Here is a 17072-nt window from a genome sequence, read left to right on the forward strand (position 1 = left end):
ATACGGAGGGACGGCTATGTCGGATCGAAGCGTGCACCCGGTACAACCGGGGCGGGCGGGGATGCTGTTGCGGCGCGCCGACGGGCTGCTCATGGAAGCGGCGGGGGAGCAGGATCCGCGGGAACGTTTCCGCGTGGCCTATCTGGCGGCCCTGCGCGGTGCGGGCGCGGTGCTGGCGCTCACCGGCGCCGACACCGCGCCGCGGGCCCGCTCCCGTAACGCGTGGGTGATGTTGCAGCGCGCCGCGCCCGAATTCGTGATGTGGGCGGACTATTTCAGTGGCCATTCCGCGACCCGGGCGGCGCTGGAGGCCGGGCTGCCCCGGGAAATCGACGAGGCGGCGGCCGACGAGTTCTCCTCGCGGGTGGCCGCGTTCCTGCACGACGTCGAAGATCTCATCGCGCCGGCCGCCCGGCTGCGCGCCGCCGGTGACGGAGACGACGCGCTCCGGTAGGAACCGCCCCCGGCCCCCGGACCTCCGGATTCGGCCCGCGCGGGATTCGATCCGGCGACGAACTTCGTTCGGCTGCACCCATATGGTGGTACCGCTCTTGGCGAACTCGTATCATTGATGACAGATAGCCGCCAAGGGGTTATCTGTCGCCTACCCGGAGGCGACAGCCACGACCTAGTGCCGGGGGAGGTACCGTGCCACTCTCCGAGCACGAGCAGCGCATGCTCGAACAGATCGAGAGCGCGCTCTATGCTGAGGACCCGAAGTTCGCGTCGTCCGTCCGCGGTGGACGTCTTCGTACGACCTCGAGTCGACGTCGACTCCAGGCCGCGGCCTTGTTCGTACTCGGCCTTGTCCTACTCGTCGCGGGTGTCGCCCTTCCGGTGCGACCCGGCGGCTTTCCGATCATCAGTCTGATCGGGTTCATCGTGATGTTCGGCGCCGGAGTACTGCTCCTGCTCGGCGGCGCCAAGGGCGCCACGCCCGGCCGCGGCAGTGGTGCACCGAGCGATTCCGCCGGTTCCGGATCATCGGAACGAGCAGCCGGTGGGCGTGGGCGTCCGCGCCGCTCCGGTGGGTTCACCGAGCGCATGGAGGATCGCTTCCGCCGAAGGTTCGAGGAGTAGCCGCCCGGCGTTCGCGCCGGCGCTACGGCCGACAGCGGTGCCGCACCCGTTCCGGGGCGGCACCGCTGTTCGCATCTGTGCCGTACCCGTTCGTTCGCGGGATGCGCGCGTGACCGGCCGGACCGCTGGAACGTGCTCCGGACCACCTTCTTCCACCCCGCCCCACCGGGTTCCCCCACCACGCCCCACCGCCCCGGCCGTGAGAGCGTGAACAGGGGGTTTGCTGGAAGTTGACGGGACCCGCCGGAGTCGGGGGCCGTAGGCGCGCGCAGGGAGGCAGAGCTCGCGAAAAGTCACCCCCGCCGGTGATAGCTGGGGTGACCTGCGAAATCGGATGGCCGGGGAGGCACATCACCCCGTGTTTCGATTGAAAGTGGGGGAAAGTGGGGTAATGTGGAGCGCGCACTACAGGAGAGGCCGCGAGGCACTCGACCGGCGTAGCCGGTCAACACCATTCGAGGTGGTCCGGTAGGAGGTATCGGGTTGTTTCTCGGTACTTACACACCTCGTCTGGACGACAAAGGGCGACTCACGTTGCCCGCAAAGTTTCGAGACGATCTGGCGGGAGGGTTGATGGTCACCAAAGGACAGGACCACAGCCTTGCCGTCTATCCGAAGGACGAGTTCAGTGCGCTCGCCCGGCGCGCCGCGTCGGCATCCCGGAGCAACCCGCAGGCGCGGGCCTTCATCCGGGCGCTGGCCGCGGGCACGGACGAACAGCGGCTGGACACGCAGGGCCGGATCGTGTTGTCGGCCGAACATCGCCGGTACGCCAACCTCACCCGCGACTGTACGGTCATCGGTTCGGTCGACTTCCTGGAGATATGGGACAAGCAGGCGTGGGAGACCTACCTCGCCGAGCACGAGGAGGACTACGCACAAGCGAGAGACGAGGCACTGGGCGGAATCTTCTAGCCCGCGCGAGTGCCACGCGGCCTCTGCCCGGATGCGGACCCTGACGTACTTCCCCGACGCCAGGTGCCGCTTCGGTCAGAGACCCCGCGGCATTCGTTACGTCACCGATTTCCTTCTGTCGCTCACCCCGTGGACGCGCCGGATCGATCGGCGGCGTGGCCGCATCTCGCGCAATCAATTGTTCGCCCGCTTCGGCGCCGGTGATCCGCATCCACCTGGGGTGCGGATGCGACCCGAATCGGGTCGTCACGGAGCGAGGCATGAATCCGGGAGGTCGATTTGAACCGTGAGCAGCACGGCACGCGACACGTTCCTGTTCTGCTCACCCGCGCCGCCGAATTGCTCGACCCGGTGCTCGACGGCCCGGCCGCCGTCTATCTGGATGCCACGCTGGGGCTCGGCGGCCATGCCGAATATTTCCTGCGCACCCACGCCGATCTCCGGCTCGTAGGCCTCGACCGCGATACCCGAGCGCTCGCGCTCACCACCGACCGGCTCCGGCCCTACGCCGACCGGATCACCCTGGTGCACACCCGATACGACGGAATCGCCGCCGCGCTCGCGGAGGCCGGTCTGCCGGCCACCGGTTCGGTCAGCGGCATCCTGATGGATCTCGGGGTCTCGTCCATGCAGTTGGACGAGGCGGAGCGGGGCTTCGCCTACTCCGTGGACGCCCCGCTGGACATGCGGATGGACGCGACCACCGGCCCGACCGCCGCCGATGTGCTCAACAGCTACAGCCAGGGCGAGATCGCCCGGGTGCTGAAGGTCTACGGCGAGGAACGGTTCGCGAACCGGATCGCCGCCGAGATCGTGCGGCGCCGCGCCCGGCAGCCGTTGCGTACCAGTGCCGAACTGGTGAGTCTGCTCTACGACACCATCCCCGCGCCGGCCCGCCGGACCGGCGGGCATCCGGCCAAGCGCACCTTCCAGGCGCTGCGGGTGGAGGTGAACGGGGAACTGGATTCGCTGCGCGCGGCCCTCCCGGCCGCGCTGGCGGCACTGCGGCCGGGCGGCCGCATCGTGGTCATGTCCTACCAGTCGCTCGAAGACCGGGTGGTCAAACACGAGCTGGCCGAACGCGCGAAATCGCGTACACCGGTGGGACTTCCGGTCGAACTCCCGGGTATGGGACCGGAGTTCCGCATGCTGACCCGGGGCGCCGAACAGGCCGGGCCCGCCGAGATCGAGGAGAATCCCCGGGCCGCGCCGGTCCGGATGCGCGCCGCCGAGAAGATCGTGCAGGAGGCGGGATGAAGCCGGGCACCGGCACCGGCCACGCCGCAGCGGTGGCCCGCGGAGCAGCGAATTCGCTTGTCCGCGTGGCGCGATTGCGGTACCACGGTGCTGGTGCCGGATGCGGACATCACATCGGTGTTCGCGAAATGGTGGTGTCAGGGGAGCACCGGCTGGGCATTACGGACCACAGCACAGGCGTACGCGGGCCGAAACCGCGGGCCATCACACCGATACGGGGGTGTCAGGTATGAGCGTGAGCACACGTACCGAGACCGGGCGACCGGCTCGGCGGGTACACGACGCGGAGCGGGTGAAATCCGGTGCCGCGCAGCGGGCCTACGCCCGGCGCCGGCAGCGCACCGGCGGGCCGTCCGGCCCGGCGCCGGCCGCGCCGCGGTCGGAGCTGGCGGGTCGCGGACCGTTCGTCGCGGCCATCCTGGCCATGTTCGGCTGTGGTCTCGCGCTCACCCTGGTCCTGACCACCCGCGCCGCCGAGGACAGCTATCAGCTCAGCGACGCGCGCGAGGCCAACCGGGTGCTCTCCGACGAACGCGCGGCATTGCAGCGGGAGGTCGCCGCCGCCGATTCCCCGCCCGAACTCGCCACTCGCGCCCGGGAACTGGGCATGATCCCGGCGACGGATCCGGCGCGACTGGTCGTCGCCGCGGACGGAACGGTCACCGTGGTCGGTGAACCGAAGCCCGCCCAGGGCCCGCCGGCCCCGCCGCTGAACGGACCCCGCGGCGGAGCTCCGGGCTCCGGTGCGGACCCGGGCGAGCGGATCGTGCCGGTCCCGGCGCTGCCGCGGTCGGATTCGGCCGCGCCGAGCCCGGGTGGTGTACTCGCGGCCCCGGGGACCGATCCGACGCCCGCGCCGCAGCCGGGCGAGGGCGTCCCCGCCCCGGCGGGTACCGCTCCGGCCGACGGCGCCGTTCCGGCCGAGGCGCCGGCACCGGCCGACGGAACTGCTCCGGCCGGCGCGTCCGCTCCGGTCGAGGGTGATGCCCCGGTCGAAGCGCCCGCCCCGGCCGGGGACGCGGCCCCGGCGCCCGCGGAGACGCCGGGCGATGTCGAACCCACTTCGGTCGCGCCGCTGCCGCCCGTTACGGCGGGTGAGGAGATGCGATGAACCGGCGCGGGTCGGGACGCGGGCGCGATTCCGCGCCGAGATCCCGGGCCGCGACCGATCGCGGAAAAACGAAGAAGCGATCCGCCGAGGTCGCGCGGTCCGCGCCCGGCCGATCCCGGCAGTCACCCCGGCGGTCACGTCCGGGTGGGCGGTCCACGCCGAACGGACCGGTGCGGATCCGGCTCGGCGTGGGCCGGTTGATCATGCTGGTGGCGTTGACCGTGGTCGCCCTGCAACTGTTGTGGATCCAGACCATCGCCGCACCCACGCTGTCGGCGCAGGCGGCCGGACAGCGCACGGCCTACCAGGATCTCCCCGCCACCCGCGGCACCGTCACCGACCGCCACGGCAAATCCCTGGCCTTCACCATCACCGCCCAGTCGCTGAATTTCCAGCCCGTCCGGGTGCGCAAGGATCTCGCCGACGCCCGGGCGAAGGACGATTCGGCGCCCGATCCGGATCGGCGGCTCGAAGATATCGCCCGGACCGTTCACCGGATCCTGGGTGACGAGGGGCCGAAGGAAGCCGAGCTGCTGGAGAAACTGCGCAGCGACCAGACCTTCGTGTACCTGGCCCGCAATGTCGACCCGCGGAAAGCCGACGAGATCACCGCGAAGTTCCCCGAGGTCGGTACCGAACGCCAGGACCTGCGCGAATACCCGGGCGGTTCGCTGGCGGCCAATATCGTCGGGGCCACCGGCTGGGATGGCCACGGCCGGGTCGGGCTGGAGGCCTCGCTGGATTCGGCGCTCGCCGGCACCGACGGCTCCTACACCTACGACCGCGGCTCCGACGGGGCGGTCATCCCCGGCAGTCTCCGCGACCGCCAACCCGCCGTCGACGGCAACAATGTCGAACTCACCCTGGACTCCTATCTGCAGAACCATGTGCAGCAGCAGGTGCAGCAGGCCAAGGATCGCTCGGGCGCGAGATCGGCCTCCGCGGTGGTGCTGGACGCCAAAACCGGTCAGGTGCTGGCCATGGCCAACGACAACACATTCAATCCGGCGCTCGGTCCGCAGCACTGGGATCCGGCCGGGCTGGACAACCCGTCGGTGACCCAGCCCTTCGAACCCGGTTCGGTCAACAAGGTGGTCACCGCGGCCGCGGCCGTCGAATACGGTCTCACCACGCCGGACGAGGTGCATCAGGTTCCGGGCCGCATCGATATGTCCGGGGTGACCGTCGGGGACGCCTGGGAGCACGGCGTGGCCCCCTACACCACGACCGGGATCTTCGGTAAGTCCTCCAATGTGGGCACCCTGATGCTGGCGCAGCGGGTCGGCGAGGACCGGTTCGCCGATATGCTCGAACGCTTCGGTCTGGGCCGGCGCACCGAGGTCGGACTCCCCGGGGAGAGTTCCGGTCTGCTGCCCGCCCGGGACCAGTGGTCCGGCGGTACTTTCGCCAATCTGCCGATCGGGCAGGGGCTTTCGATGACCACCTTGCAGATGACCGGTATGTATCAGGCCATCGCCAACGACGGGCTCCGGATGCCGCCGCGTATCGTGCGCGCCACCGTCGCGCCCGACGGGACCCGCACCGAGGAGCCGGCGCCCGACGGGGTGCGCGTGGTGAGCCCCGAGACCGCGCGCACACTGCGCACCATGTTCCAGTCGGTGGTGCAGAACGATCCGACCGGAGTGCAGATGGGGACCGGTGCCGCCGCCGCGGTCGACGGATACCGGATCGCCGGGAAGACCGGGACGGCGCAGCAGGTCGACCCGAACTGCGGTTGCTATTCGAGCTCGTCGTACTGGATCACCTTCGCCGGTATCGCGCCCGCGGACAATCCGCGCTATGTCATCGGACTGATGCTCGACGCGCCGGTGCGCAGCTCCGACGGCAGCGGCGGGCAGTCGGCCGCACCGCTGTTCCACGACATCGCCTCCTGGGCATTGCAGCGGGATCGGATTCCGCCGTCGAGCGAGCCGGAACGGCAGTTCGTCCTGCAGGCGTCGTGATTCGGCGAACCGGCTTACCCGACCGTGACCCGGCGTCGGTAACCTGACTCGTCGTCGTATCCGCGCTTCATCATGCAGAGAGGAATCCTGTGCCCGCGCAGTCCAGCCAGCCCTCGCTGCGGCCGGCCCGGCCGCTGTCGACACCGCTGCCCGACCTGCTGGATCTGATCGACGCCGAACTTCGGCCACCGGTCGCCACCGACCTATTCGTCACCGGGATAGAACAGCGCTCCGACGCGGTTCTGCCCGGTGATCTGTTCACGGCGTTACCCGGCTCCCGGGCGCACGGCGCCCGGTTCGCCGCGGACGCGGTGGCCCGCGGCGCGGTCGCCGTACTCACCGACGCCGCCGGGGCGGAACTGGCCGGTGACCTGCCGGTACCGGTCCTGGTGCGGGAGAATCCGCGTGCCGTCCTCGGCGAGTTGTCCGCGGCGATCTACGGTCATCCGTCCGAGCGGTTGCGGATCATCGGGATCACCGGCACCTCCGGTAAGACCACTTCGTCGTATCTGGTGGAGGCCGGGCTGGCCGCGGGTGGTCTGTCCACCGCCCTGATCGGCACCATCGAGACCAGAATCGGGGGCCGCCGGGTCCCGAGCGCGCTCACCACGCCCGAAGCGCCGCAACTGCACGCCATGTTCGCGCTGATGGTGGAGCAGGGCGTGGACGCGGTGGTGATGGAGGTGTCCAGCCACGCCCTGACGCTGGGCCGGGTCGACGGGGTGCGGTTCGCCGTCGGCGCGTTCACCAACCTGTCGCAGGACCATCTGGATTTCCACGCCGATTTCGAGGACTACTTCGCCGCCAAGCGCCGGCTGTTCGAACCGGAGTCCCCGGTCGCCGCCCGCACCGCCGTGGTGTGCGTGGACGACGCCTGGGGCCGCCGTCTCGCCGACGGTCTCGCCGCGCCGATCCGGGTGGCGACCACCGGACCGGCGGACTGGTCGCTGGCCGGTCCCGCCCGCGCGCACGGCGGTGAACAGGAGTTCACCGCGGCCGGTCCGGACAGCGAGACGCCGGTGCGGTTGCGGCTGCCCGGTGACTACAACGTCGCCAACGGGCTGCTCGCGGTCGCGGTGTGCGCGGCCGCCGGAGTGGCGCCGGGGACCGCCGCGCCCGCACTGGCCACGGTGGACGTACCCGGCCGGATGCAGCGGGTGGAGCGCGGGCAGGAGTTCCTGGCCCTGGTGGACTACGCCCACAAACCCGCCGCGGTGGAATCGGTGATCGCCACGCTGCGCACCCACCTGGCCACGGCGGGGAGCCGGGGCCGGTTGGCGGTGGTGGTCGGCGCCGGCGGGGACCGGGACACCGGTAAACGCGGCCCGATGGGCGCGGCCGCGGCCCGCGGCGCGGATCTACTCATCGTCACCGACGACAATCCACGGACCGAGGATCCGGCCGCGATTCGCGCGTCGCTGGTCGCGGGCGCGCAGAGCGTCGCCGACGAGCAGCGCGGCGAGGTCCGCGATATCGGCGACCGGACCGCGGCCATCGCGGCGGCCGTCGACTGGGCGCACCCCGGCGATGTGGTGCTGGTGGCCGGCAAGGGCCACGAAGCAGGGCAGGAGATCAACGGGGTGAAATATCCGTTCGACGACCGCGAGGTACTCGCCGCGGCGATCGATTCGACACTGCGGCACAGTTCCGGGGGCGCGGACAACGGTTCGTGGTCGACGGGCGCGGAGGACTTGACAGTTTCATGATCGAAATGACACTGCGGGATATCGCCGAGGTCGTGGGCGCAACGCTGCACGACGTCGGTGACCCGGAGGCGAGGGTGACCGGTTCGGTCGAATTCGATTCGCGCCGAATCGGTCCCGGCGACATCTTCCTGGCGCTGCCGGGCGAGCGCGTCGACGGCCACGACTACGCGGCCGCCGCGATCGAGGCCGGCGCGGTCGCCGTACTGGCCGCCCGGCCGGTCGGAGTGCCGGCCATCGTCGTGCCCCCCGCACCGGGGTCGGTGCCGTCGAGCGCGCTTGCGCTGAGCCATGATTCGACCGGTGCGGGCGCCGCGGTGCTGACCGCGCTGGCCGCGCTGGCCCGGGAGAGCGTGTCGAGGCTGGTCGCGGCCGGAGGACTGACCGTGGTCGGCGTCACCGGGTCCTCGGGTAAGACGTCCACCAAGGATCTGCTGGCGGCGGTGCTCGCCCCGCTGGGCCCGGTGGTGGCCCCGCCCGGCTCCTTCAACAACGAACTCGGGCATCCCTGGACCGCCCTGCGCGCCGGTCCGGACACCCGGTTCCTGGTGCTGGAGATGTCGGCGCGCGGGCCCGGGCATATCGCCGCGCTGGCCCGGGTGGCGCCCCCGAGTATCGGGGTGGTGCTCAATGTGGGTACCGCGCATCTCGGCGAATTCGGCAGCCGCGAGGCGATCGCGCAGACCAAGGGCGAACTCGTGGAGGCGCTGCCCGAAACCGGTCTGGCCGTGCTGAACGCCGACGATCCGAAGGTCGGCGCGATGGCCTCGCGGACGACGGCCCGGGTGGTGACGGTCGGTCATTCCGCGGGCGCGCAGATCCGCGCCGGCGCAACCACTCTCGACGAACAGGCCCGTGCCTCGTTCACCCTGCACACACCGCTCGGCGACCGGCAGGTCACCCTGGCCGTGCACGGGGAACACCAGGTCGGTAACGCGCTGTCGGCCGCCGCGGTGGCCCTGGAGTGCGGCGCCGATCTCGACACCCTCGTCACCGCGCTCGGCGGCGCCCGGGCGGCGTCGGCGCGGCGGATGGACGTACGCACGAGTGCCGCCGGGGTCACGGTGATCAACGATTCCTACAATGCCAACCCGGATTCCATGCGGGCCGCGCTCAAAGCGCTGGTCACCATGGCCCGGTCGGGCGACGCCCCGCGGCGCAGCTGGGCCGTCCTCGGTGAAATGGCCGAACTCGGTCCGGAATCGGTGGTGGAACACGACGGGATCGGCCGCCTCGCGGTCCGCTTGGATGTGGACCGGCTCATCGTGGTCGGGACCGGACGACCCTCCCGGGGCATGCACCAGGGAGCGGTCATGGAAGGCTCATGGGGTGAGGAATCGGTGCTCGTCCCGGATATCGAAGCAGCCGTGGAGTTGCTCGCCGCCGAAGTCGGCGCGGGTGACGTGGTGCTGGTGAAGGCATCGCAATCGGTCGGCATGTGGGCGGTGGCCGAACGGCTGCTGGCCGAGGGTGAGAAGAACGCGGGTGCCGGCACACCGGCGCCCGGCGGCGCCGGCGCCGCCGACGGGGTGAGCACGGAGGCAGTGCGATGAGACAGATCTTGTTCGCGGCGGCGATCGCACTGACGGTGTCGATCCTGTTGACGCCGCTCTTGATCCGGATATTCGCCCGGCAGGGTTTCGGGCAGGAGATCCGGGTCGATGGACCGGCCAGCCATCAGTCCAAGCGCGGTACGCCCACCATGGGCGGCGTGGCGATCATCATCGGCATGTGGGCCGGGTATCTCGGCTCCCACCTGATCGGAATCGGTTACGAGGCCGAAGGCCCCACCGCCTCCGCGCTGCTGGTTCTGGGCCTGGCCACCGCGCTGGGCGTGGTCGGGTTCATCGACGATTTCATCAAGATCCGCAAGGGCCGCAATCTCGGGCTCACGGCCGCGGGCAAATACCTGGGCCAGATCACCGCCGCGGTGGTGTTCGGAGTGCTGGCGCTGCAGTTCCCGGGTGGCAGCGGCCTGTCCCCGGCGAGCCGGCAGCTGTCGTACGTGCGCGATATCAACACCGTCTCGATGAGCGTGGTCGTGTTCCTGGCCTTCGTCTGCCTCATCGTGGTGGCCTGGTCGAACGCGGTCAATCTCACCGACGGTCTGGACGGTCTGGCCGCGGGTTCGATGAGTCTGGTGCTCGGCGGTTACGTCGTCATCACGTTCTGGCAGTACTACCACTCGTGCGAGACCAAACCCGAGACCGGCTGCTACAACGTGCGCGATCCACTCGATCTGGCGCTGGTCTGCGCGGCCGGCACCGCGGCGTGTATCGGGTTCCTGTGGTGGAACGCCGCACCCGCCAAGATCTTCATGGGTGATACCGGGTCGCTGGCGCTGGGCGGGCTGCTCGCCGGGCTGTCCATCACCACCCGCACCGAACTGCTGATGGTGGTCATCGGCGCGCTGTTCGTCGCCGAGGCGGCGTCGGTGGTGCTGCAGGTGGCGGTGTTCCGGACCACCCGCAATCGGCTGTTCAAGATGGCGCCGTTCCACCACCATTTCGAATTGAGCAAATGGGCGGAGACCACGGTGATCATCAGGTTCTGGTTGCTGGCCGCGATGGCCTCGGCCGCCGGGCTCTCCCTGTTCTACAGCGAATATCTCTCCGCGGTCGGGTGAGTTGACGATGGAGGAACATACGCCCCGGGCCCTGCGTTCGCCGGGCCCGATGCTGGAATTCCTGCGCGGCCGCGATGTGCTGGTCGCCGGATGGGGTGTCTCGGGTCGTTCGCTGATCACGCCGCTGCGCGATATCGGGGCCCGGCCGGTGGTGACCGACAGCGGTGCCGCGGCGCTGGCCGAAGCCGCCGGACTGGGGCTGGACGTCGTGCCCGCGGCCGAAGTGGAGAACACCGACTGGTCGCGGTTCGCGCTGGTGATCACCAGTCCCGGCTGGCGGCCGGACTCCCCGGTCCTGGCCTCGGCGGTGTCCGAGGGTATCCCGGTCTGGGGCGATGTCGAATTCGCGTGGTGGGTGGATCAGGCGCGGATCTACGGTCCGGTCCGCAAATGGCTCGTGGTCACCGGCACCAACGGGAAGACCACGACCACGCAGATGACCCATTCCATTCTGCGGGCCGCCGGTATCCCCAGCGTCGCCTGCGGCAATATCGGGCTGCCGATCCTGGACGCCCTGCGCCGCAATCCCGGGCCGCAGGTGCTGGCGGTGGAACTGTCGTCGTTCCAGCTGCACTGGGCGCCGTCGGTACGGCCGGAGGCCGGTGTCGTGCTGAACGTGGCCGAGGACCATCTGGACTGGCACGGTGGGCTCGACGCCTACGCCGCCGCCAAATCGCGGGCTCTGCTGGGGCGGGTCGGGGTGGTCGGACTCGACGACCCGGTGGCCGCCCGCCTGGCCCGCCGCTCGAAGGCACGCCGCACGATCGGGTTCCGGATCGGGGTCCCGGCCGACGGTGAACTCGGCGTCGTCGACGGCAAACTGCTGGACCGGGCCTTCACCAAGGCGGCGATCCTGGCCGAGTCGAAGGAGATCAGCCCACCCGGCCCCGCCGGTATCGCCGACGCCCTGGCCGCCGCCGCGCTGACCCGGGCCATCGATGTGGCGCCGCAGTTCGTCCGTGAGGGCCTGATCGAGCACAAGGTCGGCCCGCACCGGTCGGCGCTGGTGCGCGAACTGGGCGGCGTCGAGTTCATCGACGACTCCAAGGCCACCAACCCGCACGCCGCGCGGTCGTCGATCCTGGGCCATCAGCATGTCGTCTGGATCGCCGGCGGCCAGCTCAAGGGTGCCGGCGTCGAGGACCTCGTGGAGGAGGTCGCCGAGCGGCTGGTCGCCGTCGTGTTGTTCGGTGCCGACGCCCCGGTGATCGCGGCCGCGCTGGCGCGACACGCGCCGGAAGTCCCCGTGGTCGAGTTGGATACGCGGGATCATGCCGGTATGGGGCAGGCAGTCATGGACGAGGCGATCACCGGGACCCGCACCACCGAAATCGCCGACGCGGTGATGGAACGTGCGGTGCGGGAAGCGGCGGCGTTCGCCGGACCGGGCGATACCGTATTGCTCGCGCCGGCGGCGGCCTCGCTGGATATGTTCACCGACTACACCCACCGGGGCCGCAGCTTCGCCGGCGCGGTCGAGGATCTGAAGGACGAGGACCTCGGGCGGCGGTTATGAGACCGCGCGGCACGCGACAGGTGCAGGTGGGCCGATTCGGCGCCTGGCTGGCGCGGCCGCTGGCCTCGTTCCATCTCGTCGTCACCATCGCCACCCTGCTCACCCTGCTGGGGCTGGTGATGGTGTTGTCGGCCTCCAGCGTGGAGTCCTACGCCGACGGTGGGTCGGCGTATTCGCTGTTCGTCCAGCAGATGATGTACGCGACGGTCGGCGCGGTGCTGTTCTATCTCGCACTGCGGATACCGTTCCGGCGGTTGCGTCAGCTGTCCTTTCCGGTATTCGCGGTATCGGTACTGCTGCTGGTTCTCGTGCTGATCCCGGGGGTCGGCAGTACGGTCAACGGCGCCCGCCGCTGGATCGATCTGGGGCTGTTCTCGATCCAGCCGTCGGAACTGGTGAAGGTGACGTTCGTGGTGTGGGGCGCCCACCTGCTGATCTCGCGGCGTGCCGCGGGGCGGGCGGCGAACGATCCGGGTGGGTTGAAGAACCTGTTGGTGCCGCTGGTTCCGGCCGGCCTGCTGGTGTGCCTGTTGATCGTGTTGCAGCCGAACCTGTCCACCACCATCGCCCTCGGCATCGTCCTGCTGGCGCTGCTGTGGTTCGGTGGCCTGCCGGTGCGGTTGTTCGTGGCCATCCTCGCCTCGGGCGCCATCGCCGCCCTCGCTCTCGCGCTTTCGGCCGGCTACCGCTCCGACCGGATGCGCGCCTTCTTCAATCCCGCCGACGACCCTCAGGGCATCAACTATCAGGCCCGGCAGGCGATGTACTCGCTGGCCGACGGCGGTCTGTGGGGTCGCGGGCTCGGGCAGAGCCGGGCCAAATGGAGTTATCTGCCCAACTCCCACAACGACTTCATCTTCGCCATCATCGGCGAGGAACTCGGGTTCCTGGGCTGCGCGCTGGTGCTGGGTCTGTTCGCGCTGTTCGTCTACGCCGGCCTGCGGATCGCCGCCCGCTCGGTGGACCCGTTCCTGCGCCTGCTCACCGCCACCGCCACCACCTGGATCACCGGGCAGGCACTGATCAACATCGGCTATGTGGTGGGCCTGCTGCCGGTTACCGGATTGCAGTTGCCGCTGGTGTCGGCGGGCGGTTCGTCGCTGGCACTGACACTGTTCATGTTCGGCATCATCGCCAACGCGGCCCGGCACGAACCCGAGGCGGTGGCGGCCCTGCACGCCGGACAGGACGGGCGGGTCAGTCGCCTGCTGCGACTGCCGAAACCGGAGGTCTACCATCCCGTGCGGGCCCGCGGCGCCGCGGCCGATCGCGACCGGGGTCCGGCGCGCCGCCCGGCCCGCAGTGAGCCCCGGGACGAGCCCGCGCGGGCCCGGCCGCGCGCCAACAGCCGGGGTACCGACACCCTGCGGGCCACCCGGGCCTGGGAACCCAGCTATTCGGTGACACACGCACGAGAACGGGGAAGAAACAGGTGAGCGCACCACGGTCCGCAGGCGAGCACACGGCGCCGGGCGCGGACGCGATATCGGTGATCGTCGCGGGTGGCGGTACGGCCGGGCATATCGAACCGGCCCTGGCCGTCGCCGACGCGTTGCGGCGACTCGATCCCGGGATCCGGGTGACCGCGCTCGGCACCGAACGCGGACTGGAAACGACCCTGGTGCCCGAACGGGGGTACCCGCTCGAACTGATCCCGCCGGTGCCGTTGCCGCGCAAGCCCAGTGCGGATCTGCTGCGGCTGCCGGGCCGGGTCCGGGCCTCGGTGCGGCGTACCCGCGAGATCATCGACGCCGTGGAGGCGGATGTGATCGTCGGGTTCGGCGGTTATGTGGCGCTGCCCGCCTACCTCGCCGCGGGCCGCGGGGCCCTGCGGCGCCGGCGCGCGGTGCCGGTGGTGGTGCACGAGGCCAATGCGAAGGCGGGTATCGCCAATAAGGTCGGCGCGCGGCGCGCGACCCGGGTACTGGCCGCGGTACCGGATTCCGGGCTCGATGCCGAGGTCGTCGGTATCCCGGTGCGGGACGCGATCACCTCCCTCGACCGGGCCGGGCTGCGCGCGCAGGCGCGGGAGCATTTCGGGCTGCCCGCGACCGGCCCGGTGCTCCTGGTGTTCGGCGGTTCCCAGGGGGCGCGGTCGCTCAACGACGCGATCTCGGGTGCGGCCCCGCAACTGGCCGCGGCCGGTATCTCCGTGTTGCATGCCCACGGCCCCAAGAACACGCTGGACGTCTCCTCGACCGATCCCGCTACGCCCTATGTGGCGGTGCCCTACCTGTCCCGAATGGATCTCGCCTACGCCGCCGCCGACGTGGTGGTCTGCCGGTCCGGGGCGATGACCGTCGCCGAGGTGTCGGCGGTCGGGTTGCCCGCGGTCTACGTACCGCTGCCGCACGGAAACGGTGAACAGGAACTCAACGCCCGGCCCGTTGTCGCGGCCGGTGGTGGCAGAATCGTTGCCGACCCCGAACTGTCCCCGAAATATGTGATCGACGAGGTGATACCGCTGCTCACGGATCCAGCACGCATAGCCGAGATGGGTCGTGCCGCCGCCGGCGCCGGCCATCGCGATGCCGCCGACGAGGTCGCCCGGATCGTGCTGCGGGCGGCGGGCCGGTGAGCGGGGAGCAGATGACCGCATCGGAAACCGGCCCCGGCGCCCTGCCGCCGGAGCTGGCCCGGGTGCATATGGTCGGTATCGGCGGCGCCGGGATGTCGGGTATCGCCCGTATCCTGCTGTCGCGCGGGGGCGAGGTCTCCGGGTCCGATGCCAAGGAGAGCCGCGGTGTCCTCGCCCTGCGGGCCCGGGGCGCCCAGGTGCGGATCGGTCACGATGCCGGTGCGCTGGATCTGCTGCCCGGCGGGCCGACGGTGGTGGTGACGACCTACGCGGCCATCCCCAAGACGAACCCGGAACTGGTGGAGGCGCACCGCCGCGAGATCCCGGTGCTGCTGCGGCCGACCGTGCTGGCGGCCCTGATGAGCGGGCATCGCACGCTGCTCGTCTCGGGGACGCACGGGAAGACTTCCACCACCTCGATGCTCATCGTCTCCCTGCAGCACTGCGGACTGGACCCGTCGTTCGCGGTGGGCGGTGAACTCAACGAGGCGGGAACCAACGCCCACCATGGCAGCGGCGATATCTTCGTCGCCGAAGCCGACGAGAGCGACGGGTCCCTGCTGCAATACGACCCGGATGTCGCGGTGGTCACCAATATCGAATCCGATCATCTGGATTTCTTCGGTTCCGACGACGCCTATGTGCAGGTGTTCGACGATTTCACCGATCGCCTCGCCGACGGCGGGCTGCTGGTGGTGTGCCTGGACGACCCCGGCGCCCGGGCCCTCGCCGAGCGCACCGGGCAACGGCTGGCCGACCGCGGCGTGCGGGTACTCGGGTACGGCACCGGGGAACTGCCCGATGCGCCGGTTCCGGTCGGGGTGCGCCTGCACAGCTGGGAACCGCGGGATGTCGGCGGTATCGCTCACTTCCAGCTCGCCGACGAACCCGCCCCGCGCACCCTGCGTCTTTCCGTGCCCGGCCGGCATATGGCGCTCAACGCGCTGGCCGCGCTGCTGACCGCGCGGGCCGCCGGCGCCGACGTGGACGAGATCATCCAGGGGCTGGAGGGTTTCGGCGGGGTGCACCGCCGCTTCCAGTTCGTGGGCCGGGAGAACCGGGTGCGGGTTTTCGACGACTACGCTCACCATCCCACCGAGGTCCGGGCGGTGCTCGGGGCCGCCGCCGAACTGGTGGACCAGGAGGCGCGCGACGGTGCGCTGTCGCGCCGGGGCCGGGTGATCGTGGTCTTCCAGCCGCATCTCTACAGCCGGACCGCGACCTTCGCCGCCGAATTCGGCGCGGCCCTCGACCTGGCCGACGAAGTGGTGGTGCTCGATGTCTACGGGGCACGCGAAGAGCCGCTGCCCGGGGTCAACGGCGCGCTGGTCGCCCAGTCGGTGCACAAACCCGTGCACTACCAACCCGATATGTCCCGGGTGGGCCGCCAGGTGGCGGGTCTCGCCCAGCCTGGTGATGTCGTGATCACCATGGGCGCCGGCGATGTCACCATGCTCGGCAGCCAGATCCTGGACGGACTACGCGCGCGTCCGCAGTACGGGCGGTGAGGCGGAGTGCGGGCCGGGACGCCACGATTCGGGGTGGGCGGATTGCGGCGTTTCCGGCTGTGGGCGCTACCCGCGCTCGCCCTGGCCATCACGCTGGCCGCGCTCGCCTGGTTCTCGCCGCTGCTGTCGGTCCGCGAGGTACGGATCGATGGGGCGGGCGAGATCCCGGAGGAACAGATCCGCGAACTGCTCCGGGTTCCGGAGACCGGTTCGATCCTGCGGATCGATACCGCGGCGATGGCCGCCCGGGTGGCGACCATCCCGAAGGTCCGCAGTGCCCGGGTCCAGCGGGTGCTGCCGTCGACCGTGCGGGTGCGGATCGAGCCGCGAACCCCGGTGCTGTACTACGACTCCCCCGAGGGCGCGCATCTGCTGGACGCCGACGGTATCGAGTACGCGATCGAGCCCGCGCCGATCGGAGTGCCGCAGTTGGTCACCGCCCGGCCGGGTGGTGCCGACGAGCTCACCCGGGCCGCGGTCGTCGTGGCCCGGGTACTGCCGCCGGCGCTGGAGGTGCAGGTGGAAACCATCCGTGCCGTGGGCCCGTCGGAGATTTCCCTGACATTGCGCGACGGTCGCACGGTACTGTGGGGCAGCAGCGAGGACGGCGAACGCAAATCGGCGGTGGTACTGCCGCTGCTCACTCAGCCGGGAACCGTGTTCGACGTCTCGAGTCCCAGTCTGGTCACGGTAAAATGATTCCCAGCAATCTTGTTCGGTTCGACCCTGTTCGGTTCGCAGCTCCGCCTCGGCCCGGGACGAGCACCCGGAGACCACATATGGCGGGAGCCGGGGGCGTCCCACGATGTGGGCG

The 17072-nt window shown here is 70.5% G+C and carries 14 protein-coding genes; all 14 read left to right on the top strand.

Going from position 1 to position 17072, the window contains the following annotated elements; genetic code table 11:
- Nucleotides 1–61: 61 nt before the first annotated feature.
- Nucleotides 62–454 carry an SAV_6107 family HEPN domain-containing protein gene (locus IG75_RS0125680; RefSeq protein WP_030523857.1) on the top strand — a complete coding sequence of 131 codons (393 nt, stop codon included), beginning with the start codon at nucleotides 62–64 and terminating at the stop codon, nucleotides 452–454.
- Between the two features lie 194 nt (nucleotides 455–648).
- Complete coding sequence (locus tag IG75_RS0125685) at nucleotides 649–1080, top strand: DUF3040 domain-containing protein (RefSeq protein ID WP_030523856.1); 432 nt, start codon at nucleotides 649–651, stop codon at nucleotides 1078–1080.
- A 483-nt stretch (nucleotides 1081–1563) separates the two neighbouring features.
- Nucleotides 1564–1995 (top strand): division/cell wall cluster transcriptional repressor MraZ, encoded by a 432-nt coding sequence (mraZ, locus tag IG75_RS0125690; RefSeq protein WP_030523855.1) that lies wholly within the window; start codon nucleotides 1564–1566, stop codon nucleotides 1993–1995.
- Nucleotides 1996–2274: 279 nt separating this feature from the next.
- A complete protein-coding gene (gene rsmH, locus IG75_RS0125695) occupies nucleotides 2275–3252 on the top strand; it encodes a 16S rRNA (cytosine(1402)-N(4))-methyltransferase RsmH (protein ID WP_030523854.1) in 978 nt (325 codons plus the stop codon).
- Between the two features lie 229 nt (nucleotides 3253–3481).
- Nucleotides 3482–4363: a cell division protein FtsL gene (gene ftsL / locus IG75_RS39935; protein WP_051714917.1), complete on the top strand. Its 882-nt coding sequence runs from the start codon at nucleotides 3482–3484 to the stop codon at nucleotides 4361–4363.
- Nucleotides 4360–6327: a peptidoglycan D,D-transpeptidase FtsI family protein gene (locus tag IG75_RS0125705; protein WP_081877124.1), complete on the top strand. Its 1968-nt coding sequence runs from the start codon at nucleotides 4360–4362 to the stop codon at nucleotides 6325–6327. The genes ftsL and IG75_RS0125705 overlap by 4 nt, the downstream gene beginning before the upstream one ends.
- 89 nt (nucleotides 6328–6416) lie before the next feature.
- Nucleotides 6417–8033, top strand: a complete 1617-nt coding sequence (locus IG75_RS0125710) for a UDP-N-acetylmuramoyl-L-alanyl-D-glutamate--2,6-diaminopimelate ligase (RefSeq protein WP_030523851.1) — start codon at nucleotides 6417–6419, stop codon at nucleotides 8031–8033.
- On the top strand, nucleotides 8030–9583 hold the full coding sequence (locus IG75_RS0125715) for a UDP-N-acetylmuramoyl-tripeptide--D-alanyl-D-alanine ligase (RefSeq protein ID WP_030523850.1): 1554 nt from the start codon (nucleotides 8030–8032) through the stop codon (nucleotides 9581–9583). The genes IG75_RS0125710 and IG75_RS0125715 overlap by 4 nt, the downstream gene beginning before the upstream one ends.
- The gene (gene mraY, locus IG75_RS0125720; protein WP_030523849.1) at nucleotides 9580–10656 is read left to right on the top strand and encodes a phospho-N-acetylmuramoyl-pentapeptide-transferase; all 1077 of its coding nucleotides are present in this window, start codon (nucleotides 9580–9582) and stop codon (nucleotides 10654–10656) included. Before IG75_RS0125715 ends, mraY begins: the two co-directional genes overlap by 4 nt.
- Before the next feature lie 49 nt (nucleotides 10657–10705).
- Nucleotides 10706–12172, top strand: a complete 1467-nt coding sequence (murD, locus tag IG75_RS0125725; protein ID WP_030523848.1) for a UDP-N-acetylmuramoyl-L-alanine--D-glutamate ligase — start codon at nucleotides 10706–10708, stop codon at nucleotides 12170–12172.
- Nucleotides 12169–13608 (top strand): putative lipid II flippase FtsW, encoded by a 1440-nt coding sequence (gene ftsW / locus IG75_RS0125730; protein WP_036515177.1) that lies wholly within the window; start codon nucleotides 12169–12171, stop codon nucleotides 13606–13608. The genes murD and ftsW overlap by 4 nt, the downstream gene beginning before the upstream one ends.
- Nucleotides 13605–14750 carry an undecaprenyldiphospho-muramoylpentapeptide beta-N-acetylglucosaminyltransferase gene (murG, locus tag IG75_RS0125735; protein WP_036515175.1) on the top strand — a complete coding sequence of 382 codons (1146 nt, stop codon included), beginning with the start codon at nucleotides 13605–13607 and terminating at the stop codon, nucleotides 14748–14750. The genes ftsW and murG overlap by 4 nt, the downstream gene beginning before the upstream one ends.
- Nucleotides 14751–14761: 11 nt before the next feature.
- Nucleotides 14762–16258, top strand: a complete 1497-nt coding sequence (gene murC / locus IG75_RS0125740; RefSeq protein ID WP_030523845.1) for a UDP-N-acetylmuramate--L-alanine ligase — start codon at nucleotides 14762–14764, stop codon at nucleotides 16256–16258.
- A 6-nt stretch (nucleotides 16259–16264) separates the two neighbouring features.
- Nucleotides 16265–16957 carry a cell division protein FtsQ/DivIB gene (locus IG75_RS0125745; protein ID WP_081877123.1) on the top strand — a complete coding sequence of 231 codons (693 nt, stop codon included), beginning with the start codon at nucleotides 16265–16267 and terminating at the stop codon, nucleotides 16955–16957.
- The last annotated feature ends 115 nt before the right edge of the window (nucleotides 16958–17072 follow it).

The sequence above is a fragment of the Nocardia rhamnosiphila NBRC 108938 genome, from assembly GCF_000720425.1.
Taxonomy (GTDB): Bacteria; Actinomycetota; Actinomycetes; order Mycobacteriales; family Mycobacteriaceae; genus Nocardia; species Nocardia rhamnosiphila.